The sequence below is a fragment of the Paenibacillus sp. DS2015 genome, assembly GCF_050433705.1.
Taxonomy (GTDB): domain Bacteria; phylum Bacillota; class Bacilli; order Paenibacillales; family Paenibacillaceae; genus Paenibacillus_AQ.
The window spans coordinates 141,301-158,299 of sequence record NZ_JBNPWS010000006.1; the positions used below are offsets into that span (position 1 = coordinate 141,301).

14 protein-coding genes and 2 tRNA genes are annotated in these 16,999 nt (G+C 41.5%); 13 read left to right on the forward strand and 3 right to left on the reverse strand.

The window, feature by feature from the left end; translation table 11 throughout:
- Positions 1 to 122: 122 nt before the first annotated feature.
- Positions 123 to 1,967, reverse strand: a complete 1,845-nt coding sequence (asnB, locus tag J2T13_RS08065; RefSeq protein WP_429370069.1) for an asparagine synthase (glutamine-hydrolyzing) — start codon at positions 1,965 to 1,967, stop codon at positions 123 to 125.
- A gap of 149 nt (positions 1,968 to 2,116) precedes the next feature.
- Between asnB and J2T13_RS08070 the strand changes: the two genes are divergently transcribed.
- The 3 genes from J2T13_RS08070 to J2T13_RS08080 all read left to right on the forward strand — a co-directional run bounded on the left by J2T13_RS08070 (position 2,117) and on the right by J2T13_RS08080 (position 2,867).
- Positions 2,117 to 2,437 carry a hypothetical protein gene (locus tag J2T13_RS08070; RefSeq protein ID WP_429370071.1) on the forward strand — a complete coding sequence of 107 codons (321 nt, stop codon included), beginning with the start codon at positions 2,117 to 2,119 and terminating at the stop codon, positions 2,435 to 2,437.
- 106 nt (positions 2,438 to 2,543) lie between these two features.
- Entirely contained in the window at positions 2,544 to 2,675 is a 132-nt protein-coding gene (locus tag J2T13_RS08075; protein ID WP_429370073.1) for a hypothetical protein, read from the forward strand.
- A gap of 118 nt (positions 2,676 to 2,793) precedes the next feature.
- A tRNA-Arg gene (locus J2T13_RS08080) sits at positions 2,794 to 2,867 on the forward strand.
- A gap of 492 nt (positions 2,868 to 3,359) precedes the next feature.
- Here J2T13_RS08080 and J2T13_RS08085 read toward each other — a convergent pair.
- The gene (locus tag J2T13_RS08085) at positions 3,360 to 4,277 is read right to left on the reverse strand and encodes an MraY family glycosyltransferase (protein ID WP_429370189.1); all 918 of its coding nucleotides are present in this window, start codon (positions 4,275 to 4,277) and stop codon (positions 3,360 to 3,362) included.
- 203 nt (positions 4,278 to 4,480) lie between these two features.
- On the opposite strand from J2T13_RS08085, the gene J2T13_RS08090 reads away from it, so the two are divergent.
- From J2T13_RS08090 to pstA, 4 genes are all read left to right on the forward strand, one after another.
- On the forward strand, positions 4,481 to 5,929 hold the full coding sequence (locus tag J2T13_RS08090) for a stalk domain-containing protein (protein ID WP_429370075.1): 1,449 nt from the start codon (positions 4,481 to 4,483) through the stop codon (positions 5,927 to 5,929).
- 32 nt (positions 5,930 to 5,961) lie between these two features.
- Positions 5,962 to 6,819 (forward strand): phosphate ABC transporter substrate-binding protein, encoded by an 858-nt coding sequence (locus tag J2T13_RS08095; protein WP_429370077.1) that lies wholly within the window; start codon positions 5,962 to 5,964, stop codon positions 6,817 to 6,819.
- Between the two features lie 76 nt (positions 6,820 to 6,895).
- Positions 6,896 to 7,849 carry a phosphate ABC transporter permease subunit PstC gene (gene pstC, locus J2T13_RS08100; protein ID WP_429370079.1) on the forward strand — a complete coding sequence of 318 codons (954 nt, stop codon included), beginning with the start codon at positions 6,896 to 6,898 and terminating at the stop codon, positions 7,847 to 7,849.
- A gap of 23 nt (positions 7,850 to 7,872) precedes the next feature.
- On the forward strand, positions 7,873 to 8,727 hold the full coding sequence (gene pstA / locus J2T13_RS08105; protein WP_429370191.1) for a phosphate ABC transporter permease PstA: 855 nt from the start codon (positions 7,873 to 7,875) through the stop codon (positions 8,725 to 8,727).
- A 197-nt stretch (positions 8,728 to 8,924) separates the two neighbouring features.
- Here the strand turns inward: pstA and J2T13_RS08110 are convergent.
- Positions 8,925 to 8,998, reverse strand: a tRNA-Arg gene (locus tag J2T13_RS08110).
- 200 nt (positions 8,999 to 9,198) lie between these two features.
- Here J2T13_RS08110 and J2T13_RS08115 point away from each other — a divergent pair.
- From J2T13_RS08115 to lonB, 6 genes are all read left to right on the forward strand, one after another.
- Positions 9,199 to 10,089, forward strand: a complete 891-nt coding sequence (locus tag J2T13_RS08115; protein WP_429370081.1) for a hypothetical protein — start codon at positions 9,199 to 9,201, stop codon at positions 10,087 to 10,089.
- Positions 10,090 to 10,251: 162 nt separating this feature from the next.
- On the forward strand, positions 10,252 to 11,583 hold the full coding sequence (tig, locus tag J2T13_RS08120) for a trigger factor (protein WP_429370083.1): 1,332 nt from the start codon (positions 10,252 to 10,254) through the stop codon (positions 11,581 to 11,583).
- A gap of 271 nt (positions 11,584 to 11,854) precedes the next feature.
- On the forward strand, positions 11,855 to 12,445 hold the full coding sequence (clpP, locus tag J2T13_RS08125; RefSeq protein ID WP_429370085.1) for an ATP-dependent Clp endopeptidase proteolytic subunit ClpP: 591 nt from the start codon (positions 11,855 to 11,857) through the stop codon (positions 12,443 to 12,445).
- Between the two features lie 12 nt (positions 12,446 to 12,457).
- Positions 12,458 to 13,732 (forward strand): ATP-dependent protease ATP-binding subunit ClpX, encoded by a 1,275-nt coding sequence (gene clpX, locus J2T13_RS08130; protein ID WP_429370087.1) that lies wholly within the window; start codon positions 12,458 to 12,460, stop codon positions 13,730 to 13,732.
- Positions 13,733 to 13,850: 118 nt separating this feature from the next.
- On the forward strand, positions 13,851 to 14,954 hold the full coding sequence (gene ispG / locus J2T13_RS08135; protein ID WP_429370089.1) for a flavodoxin-dependent (E)-4-hydroxy-3-methylbut-2-enyl-diphosphate synthase: 1,104 nt from the start codon (positions 13,851 to 13,853) through the stop codon (positions 14,952 to 14,954).
- A 250-nt stretch (positions 14,955 to 15,204) separates the two neighbouring features.
- On the forward strand, positions 15,205 to 16,935 hold the full coding sequence (gene lonB / locus J2T13_RS08140; RefSeq protein WP_429370091.1) for an ATP-dependent protease LonB: 1,731 nt from the start codon (positions 15,205 to 15,207) through the stop codon (positions 16,933 to 16,935).
- Positions 16,936 to 16,999 lie beyond the last annotated feature (64 nt).

The following is a 16,999-nucleotide window of genomic DNA, read 5'->3' on the forward strand; positions in this document are numbered from 1 at the left end:
GATTAGGGGTAGCCTTCTTTACAATATGGAAAGCGAAAACGCTGACTTATCATGTAACAATCATCGGTAAACGAATGCCGTTCCTGTGAGCGAAGGCGTATATCTTTATGTGAATAATGAGACTAGCGAATGGAGACATTATATGTGCGAAGCCAGTGATCCACTTGCCCTAAGTAAGCGAATAATTGAGGGCCTGACATGAGCTGGCCAAACCAAGGCAGGTTCGTAGATGCATCCGGTGATGAAGCTAACTCCCGAATTTTGACGGTATCAATAAGGGGAAGTAGTGGAGAAGATGGGTCATCTAATATCGATAGTACCTGGTTCTTCACAGCGGATAGAAAGTCAGGATTGTGTGTCTTGGGATAAGGACTCTTTTTGCGGTAAAGAACATCTTCAGGGAGTACACCCTCGAGTGCTTTACGAAGAATCCCTTTTTCGCGGTCACCCGTCATCTTGATAGCCCACGGAATATTCCATACATATTGAACGAGTCGATGATCACAAAAAGGGACGCGAACTTCAAGGCCGGCACCCATACTCATGCGGTCTTTTCTATCTAATAATGTAGGCATGAAGCGGGTGATATTAAGATAAGACATGACTCGCATCTGAGCTTGCTTTCCCGTCTCCCCTTGTAAAGTAGGGACCTCGTTGACGGCTTCACTGTAACGATCTCCAAGGTATGTTAGGGGGGAAATCCAGTCCTTAATCTCCGGAGACAGTAGGCTCGCTCTCATGTCGGGGGCGACTGACCAAGGAAAGGTCCCCGAATTCAACATGTCATCACGGTGAAACCAAGGATATCCTCCAAATATTTCATCTGCTGCTTCACCAGAGATCGCCACTGTAGCATCTTTCTTGATCTCACGGCAGAATAAATATAGTGAAGAATCGACATCTGCCATGCCTGGCAGATCCCTAGCTATTGTTGAAGCATTAAGTGCAGCAATAAGTTCTGGTGTATCAATCTCCATAGAATGATGCTGTGTTCCTAGTTCATCCACCATTCGTTTAATCCAAGGAGCATCTGCACCAGGTTGGAAGGCGTGAGATTTGAAATGCTTGTCGTTATCTACATAATCTACAGAATAGGTGTGAAGATTGCCTTGACCGCTCCGTCGGTAGAAGTCTACAGCAAGAGCTGTTAGAGCACTTGAGTCCAGTCCACCAGAGAGTAGGGAACATACAGGAACATCAGATATAAGTTGGCGCTCCATGGTATCCTGCAACAGTTCTCTTAGCTTAGCAGCCGTGGCCTCTACATTATCTTCATGCTCATGGCTCTCTAGCTTCCAGTAAGTATAATTACGAAGTCCGCGGCGATTGAATATCATGGCGTGCCCTGGACGTAACTCAGATATATCTCGGTAAACACCGTGACCTGGTGTTCTCGCCGGGCCCACAATAAAGATTTCGGCTAAGCCTTCAGGTCCAACAATAGGCTCTACCTTCGGATGTTGAAGCAAAGATTTAGGTTCTGAACCGAAAATGAGTGTTCCATCTATATGGCTGTAAAAGAGAGGTTTGACACCCACTCGATCACGTGCAAAAAAGACTTGTTCTTGAACACTGTCCCATATCGCAAATGCGAATATGCCATTCAGACGATCGAGACAATCTGGCCCCCATTCAATGTAAGAGACAAGAAGGACTTCCGTGTCACAGTGTGTGCGGAATTGATGTCCTCGCTGGAGTAATTCAGCAGTAAGTTCAGCTGCATTATATAGTTCTCCATTATATACGATCGCATATACATCTTCATCTCGATGAACAATCATTGGCTGAGCACCATTCTCTGGGTCAATGACTGAAAGCCGCCGATGACCAAAGGCACAAGGATTAGAAATCCATGTCCCATAAGCATCAGGACCGCGATGACTCAAGCTTTCGGTCATTTGGACAAGTAACTGCGAATCCTGTGTTAAATCGCCATTCCATTGTATAAAACCTGTTATTCCGCACATGGTGGTTCATCCTCTCTTTGTCGTTTGTCCATGCTGTCCTTTCTTTTTTACCAAAGTGATACAGATATATGACGAAGTTAGGCATAAAATGTCTGTCCTTATATAAAACTATAGGGGAGCACGTAGTTCGCAACAGGAGGTGTCTGACCTTGGACAAACATAAATATTATGTATCCGTACATGGAAGATCCGTATTGCCTGACAAGACTCTGGCAGCTTATGAATGGGAGATCTACGCGACACCAGCGCAGGCAGAGGAAATGTTATTGTTGATGGGATTGGTACAGGAGAAGGAAGAAGAAGCCTTTCCTGGTTATGTCTTTCCTTGGCCCGATACTCCGGAACAAGTCGTTAACGTCAGATATGAGGATGCACTGGACGATGTATATCAGAAAATTTATGAGTTAGGTTCAGAAGACACACGCGAACAAATGAAAGGTTCCGGAATTAATGCATTTCTTGGTTTGTAACAGCATAAATTTAAGCAGAACGATTTACTGATAAGAAAAAACCAATAATTAAAGCTCATAACTCTGCTTCAGCAAATCCATACTATCCTTAAAGGGGGTGCTGTAGATGGCAGAAAAGTATAAGAAGGTCAAAGGTAACAAATATGCACATCAATATGAATTTGCAGAAGAAGTGATAGCCAAAAATCCAGCTCAACATACGCAAGATAAAATAAATTGGCGACGCGGTAATAAGTAGGAAAAACTCAATATGCCCCTCTATTTAAGAGGGGTTTAAAATTAATGTTTGATTCTGCATGGTTATATGATATAATCTTTCTTGCAGACTTTTCGAGATCATGTAGTTTGCATAATGTGTCTCAGTAGCTCAGCTGGATAGAGCAACGCCCTTCTAAGGCGTCGGTCGGGGGTTCGAATCCCTCCTGGGACATCACATAAAAATCTCTCCTATATGGAGAGATTTTTTTATGTACTAGAGGGTGAGAACCCCAATAGGGGTTCGTCGGAGCATAATCAGCGTTAGCATAACCTTCGCAGACTCGACAAAGGGAGAGTATCCCTCCTGGGACATTTAGCCTGTATATTTCGGAGCCCGTGTCTACGGGCTCCTTTTTAGTACTTATAGAATTTAAAAGTGTTAAAGTATTTTGTTCATCGGTGGTCCTTTAAAGGTATTTGGACAACGGAAGGACAGCAGCCAAATTGAACCGCCATCTTCCAAGTGAATGATGGCGGTTTTTGCGTTTGAACAACTACAGATGACCCATAAGTAAAGAGCCACTCAAACTTACGAGTGGCTCTTAATGTACAATTTTGATGCAGAAGGACAACGATTTGCGATCATCTCAAATGACATTCCTTTGTTTATTGACTCAAAAGACCTTCGTTCCCACTTTCAGGGAGGTCTTTTGAGATTACCTACTTAACTTAGCAACATCAGAATGATGGAGGATAGTGATAAGCATGCACTTATAAGATAAATGAAAAGGACAGCTTGCTTAGGATTTAATCCCCAAGAGAGAAGTCGGTAGTGAAGTTGACTGCGATCAGCCTTATACACAGGTTGTCCGTTTAGATATCGTTTGATAACGACGTAAATATTATCGAAGATAGGAACACCCAGTGCTAGTACAGGTACTAGAATGGAAATGACAGTAACCTGTTTGAAGGCTCCATCTAAAGCGATAATCCCGAGCATGAACCCGATGAATGTAGCTCCGGCATCACCCATATATATTTTGGCTGGTGGCTTATTATATTTGAGATAACCTAATGTGATTCCGATAAGTAAGATTGCCATCATCGCAGATTGTGGTTGTCCCTTTACGATAGCTACGATGAACAGCGTGAATGCAGAGATTGCAGCAACCCCTCCAGAGAGCCCATCCAAACCATCCATAAAATTAATAACGGTAGTCACTCCAAAAACCCAGAGAATAGTGAGCAAAAATTGTAGCCACTCAGGGAAGATGATCATGTGTCCAGAGAAAGGAACGCTCATACCCTCGAATGAAATACCTACAGAATACACGATGACGGCAGCCGACACCTGAACTAGTGTTTTGGGAAGCGCACCGAAATCTTTACCCTTTGTTTTATACCAATCATCGATCATACCGATCCCTAGAATCAATAAAGATCCTATAACAATGCCAAGCATCTCTTTATCCCAATGTTTCGTAAGCAGAACATAAGGAATCATGAATCCAAGAAATATAGCAATACTGGCTAGATGCGGGACAGGTTCTTTATGTATTTTTCTGCTTGTCGGCCTGTCCACAAAATCCATACGGACTGCTAATCTACGCAATGGAGGAATTAAAACCAGAACAATGATCATGGAAAGAATAAAGGCGATAGCATATAACAAATTTTCGGCTCCTAACTATTGGGTGATAATAGATCTTTTTAACAGAATAGATCTAAATTTTGAAAAAAACAACGTATTTAATTATTTGATAACATTTCAGCGGTACAGAATTAACAATGATAGACGACAATAAAGCTGTAGCTCGAATGAGAAGAAAAGGGTGAAGCCAATTAATGAGAAACAGTAAAGTGTTCACGATGATGGTAGCAGGTGCACTTGTAACATCAGCTTTATCGGTTGGAGTAGCAGAAGCAGCAAGCGCCCCTAAGCAAACTAGCAAGACATCAAGCACTAAGGTAAAAGCAGCAAAATACAAAGTGGACAGCGTTGTAGTTAGCGCAAATGGAGTCAACGTCACCATGAAATCCATTCTCGTCAAAGACGTGTCATTATACGCGCTTAATGACATTGCTCAGGCTGTTGGAGCTACGATCAAGTCGTCCCAAGGAACGATCACCATTACAGATGCGACGGCAGCAAATACGATTCAAATGAATTCGAAGTCTTCTAAGTATCAAGTGAATGGTAGCAGCAATACATTCAAATCTGCGCCTGTAGTACAAGATGGAAGAACGTATGTTGAACTTCCTTCTATTGTTATAGCACTGGGTGGTGAATGGATTAGTGATGCATCTCACGTTAACCAATTGTTAAGTGTGAAAAGACTCACGGGTGAATTTGATTCTCTGCATTGGGATAGTTCAGATCATGTAATCGCAGTTAAGCAGGATGAAACTACACCTAAAGTATTCAGATTGAATAAGACGTACCACGCAGAACTGCTTTCTATAAATGCAGAGGTAGCCAGTATGGAAGTATCTCCGAATGGTCAGTGGGGAATTTACACCGATGACAAAGATCGTTTGGTTCTACTGACTTTATCCAATGGACAAGTGCAAATTCTTGGTGAGGATACAACAGTGAAAACGGATCTTACATGGTCTTCTGATAGTTCGAAAGTATACTTTGTTCAAGGAGACAAACAGGATAAGATTTCTTACATAAATGTGGACTCCGCGACAATAACGGTTGTACTAGCAGATAAAGTAGAGAACAAATCTGAAGTTCATCTATCTGCAGATGAAACAAAGCTAGTCTATATTGTAAATATTACGGGTGTTGCTAAGAATGATAACAGCAGTTCTGAGGAGTCTTTAACCATCGACTACTCGGGTGCTGGAGCACAACTATACACTCTTGATTTAACTACGAAGGACGCTAAACCTAAGGCATTAACAACAAGTAATGATAATAAACTTTATCCTTCTCTATTAAGTGGAGGCAGTACTGTATACCTCAGCGCAGACCCTGATGATATTACAGCCACCAATGTACTGAAGCTCATCAGCCCAGATGGGAAATTGCAAAATATTGTCCGGAATATGGACGTTACCTATGCTAATACGTCCTACAATGGAACAAGTATTGTGGTAGGAATTGCTCATGATGGTCAGATGAAAGTACTCAAGCTCTCAAATGAAGGTGCTCTTCAAGAATTATATAGTACGGATGGTAATGTTACGGAAGCATGTCTCTCACCTGATGGTAGTCAATTGGCGCTTATCGCTGACGGTAAAGTGATTGTAGTAGTTAATGAGCAAGTATTAGAGCTTACCCAATAATAATAGGTGAAATCGAGAGGGGACTTAATTCAATGAAATTATTTAAAAAAGTGTCTTTAGTAGCCATAACATCAGTCATGTTAGTGTCTACATTAATGGGGTCAGCATCAGCAGCTCCGGGTCAATTAAGCGGTAAAATTACAATAAATGGTTCTACAGCTTTACTCCCTTTAACGTTGCAAGCAGCTAAAGAATTCCAGAAACTAAACCCAAAAGTTAAAATAGCTGCTTCGGGTAAAGGATCAGTAACAGGACCACAGGCTGTCAAAAAAGGAATCGCGGATATTGGCGCTTGTGACTGGGATGCCAGTATGGATGTACCTGGATTCAAAGCATTTGAGGGACAGGTAGCGAATAAAGTGGCGGTCATTCCATTTGCTACAGTCGTAAACAAGAATGTCAGTGTTAGCAACTTAACGACGGACCAATTAAAAGGAATTTACGCAGGTAAAATCACGAATTGGAAGGATGTAGGTGGAGCTAACGCTGATATCGTAGTCATTACTCGCGCTTTCGGTTCTGGAACTCGTGTAAATTACCAAGCAAAGGCACTTGGTGGTGGTGATATTACGAAGAAGGAGAAAAATTATAAAGAAGTTGGATCAAGTGGGGATATGAAAACGGCTGTAGCGACCACACCGAATGCTATCGGATACATTGACCTTGTCTATGTTAATAGTGATTTGAAAGCTGTGAAACATAACGGGGTTGAGCCAACGACAGATAACGTTATTAATGGTAAGTACAAAGTATGGGCTTACGGATATTACATGACTAAAGGGCAACCTACCGGTGCTACTAAAGCATTTATTGAGTACGTACAGAGTCAAAAGTTCCAACAAGGATCACTTAAGAAATTGAAATTCATTCCGATTTCTGCGATGAAATAAGTCTGTAGTAAGATATAGCATACTTCGGCAGCCAGCCTCGGAATATTGAGGCTGGCTGCTGTATGGGAGGATTAAAATGAGCAGTCCTATACATCAGTCGTTACCCCAAGAACCTACCATTCCGCAGAAGTTATCCAGGAAATTTCGTTTCGACCGATATGCGCGAGTACATTTAACGAATAAGATGTTCCGTTATTATTTTCTATTCAGTATTATGGCCCTATGTTTTGTGCTAGGACTCGTTATTTTCTTTATTGGCAGAACGGCGTTGTTGACATTTCAGCATGTCTCGATCGCGGATTTCTTTTTCTATTTTGATTGGACACCAGAAGAGGGACGGTTTGGAGCCGCTTTATTTATCATTAACACGCTGTCTTTGACGTTCCTAACTCTTCTGATTGCTGTACCGGTATCTGTGGGGATGGCCATTCTTATTGCTGAGATCGCACCTCATTGGTTTAAGTCCTTTATGCGACCTGTATTAGATTTGTTAGTGGGTATTCCTTCTATTGTATATGGCTACTTAGGATTGACTGTACTGATCCCTTTCTTACGTGAATTAAGTGGTGAAAATTTAGGCGATGGTTTGCTTGCGGCAGCTCTAGTATTAGCATTAATGGTTCTGCCAACGATTAGTCGAATCAGTGACGAAGCCATCTCTTCTGTTCCTAATAAATACCGTGATGCCGCATATGCTATGGGGTCAACTCGTCTTCAAGTGATTAATAGAGTTATTCTTCCAGCTGCGAATAGAGGTGTCATCTCGGCGATTATTATGGGCATGACCCGAGCGATCGGTGAGACGATGGCCGTTGTCATGGTTATAGGAAACACGGCGCAGCTAGCCAAATCCTTATTCTCTCCAACTTCCGTGCTGACGAGTAATATTGTGATGCAAATCTCGAATGTCGACTTTGATTCGACATGGAATTATGCTCTGCATATGATGGCCTTTCTATTACTATTAATCTCATTTTCACTGATCTTGCTTATTAGATTCCTTGGTAAAAAAGGGGGAGATGTGAGGTGAGTGGATTTACACGTAATGCAAAAATGACACGTTCTCTGTGGCTTAATAAACTAGCTACGATTGGATTTTATGGATTGGGAGCATGTGTTCTACTCATTGTAGGTTGGTTGTTGTTTACGATTCTTAGTAAAGGATTACCGAGTCTTTCCTTCGGATTTCTAACGAAACTCCCGGAAGAAATGGATGTGGGCGGTGGGATTGGGCCCGTTTTATTTAATTCATTCTACATATTAGGGCTATCTTTAGTTCTTTCTATCCCAATCGGTGTAGGAGCAGGGATCTATATGGCAGAATATGCACCTCAGAACAAGTGGACAGATCTGTTACGAATTTGTGTGGAGAGCTTATCTTCTGTTCCCTCGATTGTGTTCGGAATGCTAGGACTAGCTATTTTTGCCGAATACTTTCAGGTCGGTCTAACGATATTAGGAGGGGCTGTTAGTTTAGCCTTTTTAAATTTGCCAATGTTAGCGCGTATAACGGAGGAATCTGTTCGTGCTGTGCCGAGTGATCTCCGTAACGCCTCATATGCACTAGGTATGACCAAGTTCCAATGTATTTGTACTGCCGTGTTACCGATGGCACTGCAAGGCATTGTAACGGGCATTTGCTTAGTGGCAGGGCGTGCATTTGGTGAATCTGCTGTTATATTACTAACGGCAGGCTTAAGCACCTCTGGTGAGATGTGGGACTTCAACCTCTTTTCACCTGGAGAGACATTGGCTGTCCATCTTTGGTATGTTCAATCAGAGGCTATCGTAGAAGATGCACATCAAATTGCTGATCGATCAGCGGCAGTACTTGTCATTGTAGTCCTGCTCATTAATGCTTTATTTCGTGTACCACTATGGATAAATAATCGATACTTAAAGCGATAGAATCGTAGATAAAATTAATTTACACAAGTAGGCAAGCAAGGGCCACTCGTTCTACGAGCGACCCTTGCTTGGTGCTCTAATGTGCGTGAGTTGTTGTATTTTCTGGACAGACATTCAACAAAGGAGACTCTTCAGAGGAGTCCTCCTTCATTGAATGCAAAAGCAGCCTCCCCAAAAGGGAAGACTGCTTCTTAGTATGTCCCAGGAGGGATTCGAACCCCCGACCGACGCCTTAGAAGGGCGTTGCTCTATCCAGCTGAGCTACTGAGACAAGAAAAATTCATGCAAGAAGTATCTTATCATGAGGGGATCTAAATTTCAACAATTTTTATGAAATATTTAATTTGTGAATAAAAACATTTTTTTAATCTTCAAAGTTGGGTATGCTATAATTTACAAATTAGCAGAAGCATCGGAATAAAAGGAGGGCTATTTATAGACAGCACGAAATCCCCCGCAAAAGATAACATTGTGCTCTTTCCAAAGACCCTTGACTATTATCAGATTCAATTAACAGTCATGTTGGAAAATGAACGATACGGGGAAGCTATAGCGTTGCTGCGTTTTCTATTACAATGCCAAGGTCAGGAAGAACGGCATTATGAAGAATGGCAAGCGCTACTAGAGTGGTTGGAAACTGCGTTTCCCCAATATATCCATTCAACTGAAGGTACAAATTCAGATTTGGATCCGGATGAACCCGATGAAGAAGAACTCTCCCGTCGGAATGCTCATTTCAAGTTAGCAGAGGATTCTCTATACGCAGATAAAATGCTCCATATTGTTATGGAGGAGCCTTTGTCTGAACAAACGATGCTAGCGTTAGGACAGCTTTCTCATCTGACAGGAAATAATAAGATAGACGAGGCCCTTGTGGAATGGTTACAGACTAGTAAGCTGCCATCTCTATTGCAATATCGTGTTCTTCAGACACTTCATAAGCGTGGTATGCAAGGGAATATTACTTTTACACGTGGACAAGAAGAAGTTGATATTGACATTGAGGCGCTTCCGTTAACTCAAGCAGAATTCCCGGTATCTGTGCAACAAATACTAGATCGGGTAGCGCAACATACGGAAGTAAAAGAACCCACACTGTACTATTTTGCGCAAGAACTATGGTCTCAATTTGTAATGTCTATCTATGGAACACAAGATTATCAATCGATGCTTATTGAGGAAGATCTTGCAATGGATATATGGGCTGCTACACTACATCAGATCGTGTCTGAGAGCCTGACAGGAAGTCGTAATGAAGAAGAGATTAGGGCCATGTATGGGATAACGGAAAATATTCGGTTTCGATTCGAGCAAGCCTATAGAACCATGAAACAATTTATTTCTGCAGGTTTAAGTGAATAAGTAGTCTATTAACGTTCACTTTCTTGTCAATTGGAGCGTTGCCTGCTATTGTAAAAGAATTGAATCTTGTTTATACTATAATGGTTGTTCTGTGCGTGATAATATGTTAATGAAGTTAACCATGTTAACCATGTGAATTTTTTTTGGAGGGGAAAGCATAAAATGAAAGCAACTTGGGAAAAAATAGAGAAGAACCTTGGCGTTCTTGAAGTAGAAGTTGGAGCAGACCGTGTTTCCGAAGCGCTGGATAAGGCTTTTAACAAAGTCGTTAAGAAAGCAACTGTATCTGGTTTCCGTAAAGGTAAAGTACCTCGTTCCATTTTTGAAGCGCGTTATGGAGTAGAAAGTTTGTATCAAGATGCCATTGATATTTTACTTCCAGAAGTATATACAGAGGCTGTTGATCAAACAGATATCTTTCCTGTAGACCGCCCTGATATTGATATCGACCAATTTGCTAAAGGTGAAACTTTCAAGTTCAAAGCTAAAGTTACTGTTAAACCTGAAGTAACATTGGGCGAATACAAAGGCGTAGAAGTACCTGTACAGAAGGTAGTAGTTACTGAAGAAGAATTGAATGAAGAACTCGTTCGTCTTCAAGAACGTCACGCTGAACTTGTTGTAATTGAAGAAGGCGTTGCTGAGAATGGCGACATCGCAATTCTTGACTATGATGGTTCTGTAGAGGGCGTGCCTTTTGAAGGTGGACAAGCGGAGCGTTATTCTTTGGAACTTGGAAGCAACACGTTCATTCCAGGATTTGAAGAGCAAGTTGTCGGTTTGGCTACAGGCGATCTGAAAGACGTTGAAGTAACGTTCCCAGATAGCTACCATGCCGAAGATTTAGCGGGTAAACAAGCTGTATTCAAAGTGAAAATTCACGAAATTAAACGTAAACAGCTTCCAGCATTGGATGATGAATTTGCGAAAGATGTAAGTGAATTCGAAACTTTGAATGAGTACAAAGAAGATCTAAACAAACAATTAGAGGCTCGCAAACAACAAGAAGCACAAGGCGTTCGCGAAAGTGCTGTTGTTGACAAAGTAGCAGAACTTGCTGAAATCGATATTCCAGGATCCATGGTTGATAGTGAAGTTCAGAATATGGTACGTGATTTCGATAACCGTCTACGTGCTCAAGGCATGAATCTTGAAATGTTCCTCAGCTTCTCTGGTCAAACTACAGCAGATCTGCAAGGACAAATGAAAGATGATGCATTGAAACGTGTTCGTAACAATCTCGTTCTTGAGAAAGTAGCTAAGCAAGAGAAGATTGAAGTTTCGGAAGAAGACGTAACTAAAGAATTGGAAACAATGGCTGACACTTATAAGCGTTCCGCTGAAGAGCTTCGTAGCGTTCTTGAGGCTAATGGTTCACTTAACAGCCTACGTGAAGAAATTTCTTTACGCAAAACGATTGACTTCTTGCTTGCTAATAGCGTGGAAGGCGCTCCTGTAGAGAGCACTGAAGAATCAACTACAGAAGACAAATAAATAAAACTATTCTCTTAGTTTTTTCATAATTAGGTTAAGGCACGTATGTCTTTTTGCGTGCCTTATTTCTAGCTTATGACATCCATTTTATGGGCTATATTAGCATGAAATGGTTTTTATTTGCTCATACATATTGTTTTTTTAGAGTGATCATGTGATTGTAAGTAGCTGAAAAAATGACATCATGCTTCTAACGTGTTAAAATACCCTTGAAGCTATGGTATGTTAATGGTTTAAATGTCATTTTTATAAGAGAAAAGAGGTTGGACAAATGAGTCTGGTACCTATGGTTGTTGAACAAACCAGTCGAGGAGAAAGATCTTACGATATTTACTCCAGATTGCTTAAGGATCGCATTATCTTTTTAAGTAATGCAATTGATGATGATGTTGCCAATCTCGTCATTGCACAGCTCTTGTTCCTAGCTGCTGAAGATCCGGAGAAGGACATTAGTCTATATATAAATTCACCGGGTGGCTCTGTGACTGCGGGAATGGGCATATTTGATACGATGCAATATATTAAGCCAGATGTATCTACAATTTGTGTGGGAATGGCTGCCAGTATGGGATCACTGCTTTTAACAGCAGGGGCTAAGGGTAAGAGATATGCACTAAACAATAGTGAAGTTATGATTCACCAGCCATTGGGTGGTGTACAAGGGCAGGCATCTGATATCCAAATTCATGCTTCATGGATCATTAAGACTAGAGAAAAGCTTAACCAAATATATGTGGAACGTACAGGTCAGCCCCTTGAAAAAATTGAACGCGATACAGATCGTGATTTTTTCATGAGTGCGGAGGAAGCGATGGCTTATGGCCTAATTGACCAAGTTCTCACATCACCGATCAAATCTTAAAGGGGTGGTTAGATGTTTAAATTTAATGATGAAAAAGGACAACTTAAATGTTCTTTCTGTGGTAAAACTCAGGAGCAGGTACGGAAACTAGTTGCTGGACCTGGTGTTTATATATGTGACGAATGTATCGAATTGTGCACTGAGATTGTAGAAGAAGAGCTCGGTCATGAAGAGGGCGAATTAGACCTTAAGGATATCCCGAAACCTAAAGATATTTGCGATATTCTAGATCAATATGTAATCGGACAGGACCAAGCGAAGAAATCGCTCTCTGTTGCGGTATATAATCACTACAAACGTATTAACACACAAAACAAAATCGAAGATGTAGAACTATCGAAGAGTAATATCCTTCTTCTGGGTCCTACAGGCTCCGGTAAAACATTACTTGCTCAGACGATGGCTAGAATTCTAAATGTTCCTTTTGCTATTGCGGATGCGACTTCATTAACAGAAGCTGGTTATGTTGGGGAAGATGTAGAGAATATCTTGCTTAAATTGATTCAAGCAGCAGATTATGACGTTGAAAAGGCAGAACGCGGTATTATTTACATTGATGAAATCGACAAAGTTGCACGGAAGTCTGAGAATCCTTCCATTACTCGTGATGTATCGGGTGAAGGTGTGCAACAAGCACTATTGAAGATCCTTGAAGGTACCGTAGCTTCTGTACCACCTCAGGGTGGACGTAAGCATCCACATCAAGAGTTTATTCAAATTGACACAACGAATGTATTGTTCATTTGCGGTGGTGCCTTTGACGGACTAGAGCAACTTATTAAACGTCGTATTGGTAAGAAAGTGATTGGTTTCAGCTCTACGGGTGAAGGTCAAAAAGATCTTAAACCAGGTGAGTATCTATCCATGGTTCTTCCTGAGGATCTACTTAAGTTCGGTTTGATTCCTGAATTTGTGGGTCGTTTACCCGTTATTTCAAGTTTAGAACCTCTTGATGAGAATACGCTTGTTCGTATCTTGTCAGAGCCAAAGAATGCTTTGACTAGACAATATGAGAAGCTACTTGAAATGGACAACGTTAATCTTTCATTCGAACCTGACGCTTTAGTTGCTATTGCGAAGGAAGCTATCAAACGAAATACAGGTGCCCGTGGTCTAAGAGCCATTATTGAAGGCATTATGCTGGATGTCATGTATGAGGTTCCTTCTCGTGATGATATTAAGGATTGTGTAATTACGGAACAAGTGGTTCGGGACAAGAACATTCCGGAACTTTTGAACGCTAAAGAAGATGACAAACAAGATAAAAAACAAGAAGAAAGTGCCTAGGTCATCATGACCTCAAGGTACTTGTAAATTGATTGCCCGTTCTCCACTTTCACCCATCATGTCGTGTACTTGCGTCAGGGTTGGAGGTGGAGAATTGGCGTTATGGGAGAGAGTAATCATGTTCTTGAGAAAAGACACACGTCCTGTTAAAGTTGGGAACCTAACTATAGGTGGAAACGATGACGTTATTATTCAAAGCATGTGTACTACCAAGACAGCTGATGTGGAGGCAACGGTTGCTGAAATATTGCGGTTGGAAGAAGCCGGATGTCAGATGGTCCGTGTGACCGTCAACAATGAAGAAGCCGCAGCTGCAATCAAAGAAATTAAGAAAAGCATTCATATTCCGCTCGTGGCGGATATTCATTTTAATTATAAATTAGCTCTAGCAGCAATTGAGAATGGTATTGATAAAGTTCGGATTAATCCGGGGAATATTGGTCGTAGGGAAAAGGTAGAAGAAGTGGTAAAGGCTTGTAAAGAGCGTAATATTCCAATTCGTATCGGAGTTAATGCGGGATCTTTAGAGAATCATTTACTAGAGAAGTATGGTTATCCAACACCAGATGCTATGGTTGAAAGTGCCCTTTTTCATATCGGTATTCTTGAAGAGTTAGATTTCCATGATATTATCGTATCTCTTAAAGCTTCCGATGTACCTATGGCAATTGAAGCTTATCGCAAGGCTGCTGAGGTCATTCCTTACCCACTACATTTAGGGATCACTGAAGCAGGAACATTGTTCTCAGGTACCATTAAAAGTGCTGCTGGTATTGGTGCATTGTTAAATTTAGGAATAGGGAATACATTACGCATTTCACTCTCTGCTGATCCAGTAGAAGAAGTGAAGGTTGCTCGTGAGATTTTGAAGACTTATGGACTTATTTCTAACGCTCCAACACTTATCTCTTGTCCTACATGTGGGCGCCTTGATATTGATTTATTCTCCATTGCCAATGAAGTCGAAGAATATATCTCTAAGTTGAAAGTTCCTATTAAGGTTTCCGTACTTGGTTGTGCAGTGAATGGTCCGGGTGAAGCACGTGAAGCAGATATTGGAATTGCGGGTGCACGCGGAGAAGGGATGCTTTTCCGGTACGGAGAGATGATTCGGAAAGTTCCTGAAGCAGACTTAGTTAGTGAATTGAAGAAAGAAATTGATCATATTGTTGAGGTATACGACGCAACTGGAGAAATTCCTGGGCGTAAACAACATCATTAGACGATGCATATTAGCCACAGACCCTATACATGGGTTTGTGGCTTTTTTTAATATAAGAAAGTATTTCTGTAGTTATTCTTATATTTATACGAGAAACGGTTACCGTTCCGCTATGAAGGGTAAACGTTTTTCCTTATTTCTAGGTGACCTCTCACCGAAATTCGTAAGTTCTGCGTTTATGGGATAAGGAACAGGCAATACTAGTAAGTATTAGCCAGAAAGCGGCAATGAATAAAAGGGAGGGTTTACGATGAATTTAAGTATGGTATTTATGTTGATTCAATTGTTTTTTGGTGTCGTTATCGGTATATACTTCTGGAATTTACTTCGTGGCCAGAAAACGAACCGCACGGCCATCGATCGAGAGTCGCGTAAGGAGTTGGATAAGCTCCGTAAGCTCCGTTCAATATCATTAACTAAACCACTTGCGGAGAAGACTCGTCCACAAACATTACAGGATATCGTAGGACAAAAGGATGGTCTACGCGCCTTAAAAGCGGCACTATGTAGTGCTAATCCTCAGCATGTAATTATTTACGGTCCACCGGGTGTAGGAAAGACAGCAGCCGCACGTGTGGTGTTACAAGAAGCGAAGAAGAATGCTAACTCTCCATTTAAGAATGAGGCTAAATTTACAGAGATAGATGCTACCACTGCAAGGTTTGATGAACGGGGAATTGCAGATCCTTTAATAGGTTCTGTGCATGATCCCATATATCAAGGAGCGGGTTCGATGGGCGTGGCAGGTATTCCTCAGCCTAAACCTGGTGCGGTTACAAAAGCTCATGGTGGAATTCTGTTCATTGATGAGATTGGCGAATTACATTCCATTCAGATGAATAAACTATTAAAGGTTCTAGAAGATCGTAAGGTTCTATTAGAAAGTGCGTATTATAATTCCGAGGATAGCAACACGCCTGCATATATCCATGATATTTTTCAGAATGGATTGCCTGCTGACTTTAGGCTTGTTGGAGCTACTACTCGTTCTCCACAAGAAATTCCACCTGCACTTCGTTCGCGGTGTATGGAAATATTTTTTCGACCACTACTGCCCGAAGAAATTGGAACCATCACTGAGGATGCTATTCTAAAAATCGGATTACAACCTTGTCCAGAAGCCGTTGAGGTAGTAAAGCAGTATGCGACGAATGGACGAGAAGCCGTTAATATTATTCAACTTGCTGCGGGTATGGCATTAACGGAGAATAGAAATACGCTAATAGCGGCTGATGTAGAGTGGGTGGCTAACAGTAGTCAGCTTCAACCTCGTCCTGAGCGTGCTATTCATCCTCATCCACAGATTGGTGTCGTTAATGGGTTGGCTGTATATGGTCCTAACATGGGTACACTACTTGAGATAGAAGTATCAGCGATACCTGCTTCTGTCAAAGGGCAAGGTAAATTTAATATAACAGGTGTAGTAGAAGAAGAAGAGATAGGGTCTGGGTCTAGAACCATTCGTCGTAAGAGTATGGCTAGAGGATCTATAGAGAATGTTCTAACCGTTCTGCGGCTAATGGGTCTTGATACGACAGACTATGAGCTTCATATTAATTTTCCAGGTGGAACCCCTATTGATGGACCTTCCGCAGGTATTGCAATGGCAACAGCGATCGTGTCGGCAGTTAAGGGTATTCCTGTGGATAATCGGATTGCTATGACAGGTGAGATTAGCATCCACAGCAAAGTGAAGCCAATCGGGGGCGTCATTGCCAAAGTAGAGGCGGCATTTCAGGCTGGAGCAACGACAGTAATTATACCTAAGGAGAACTGGCAATCCCTTTTTGCGGACTTGGAGGGTTTACGGGTCATACCTGTGGAATCTGTACAGGAAGTATTTCATCACGTATTCGGCAAGGAACTTGCTAATAATCTGCAGGAAACACTTGTATCGGATGGGTATACGGATATACCGGCCGCTTTCTTGCATGCTAAACCTGTTCGTCCTGGTCAAGTTACAGATGCAGGGAATTACTGAAGGCTTAAGGTTATTGGTGTTTTACAGTTTCTTTTGTTAAAATAAAACAATGTTATAACCTGAG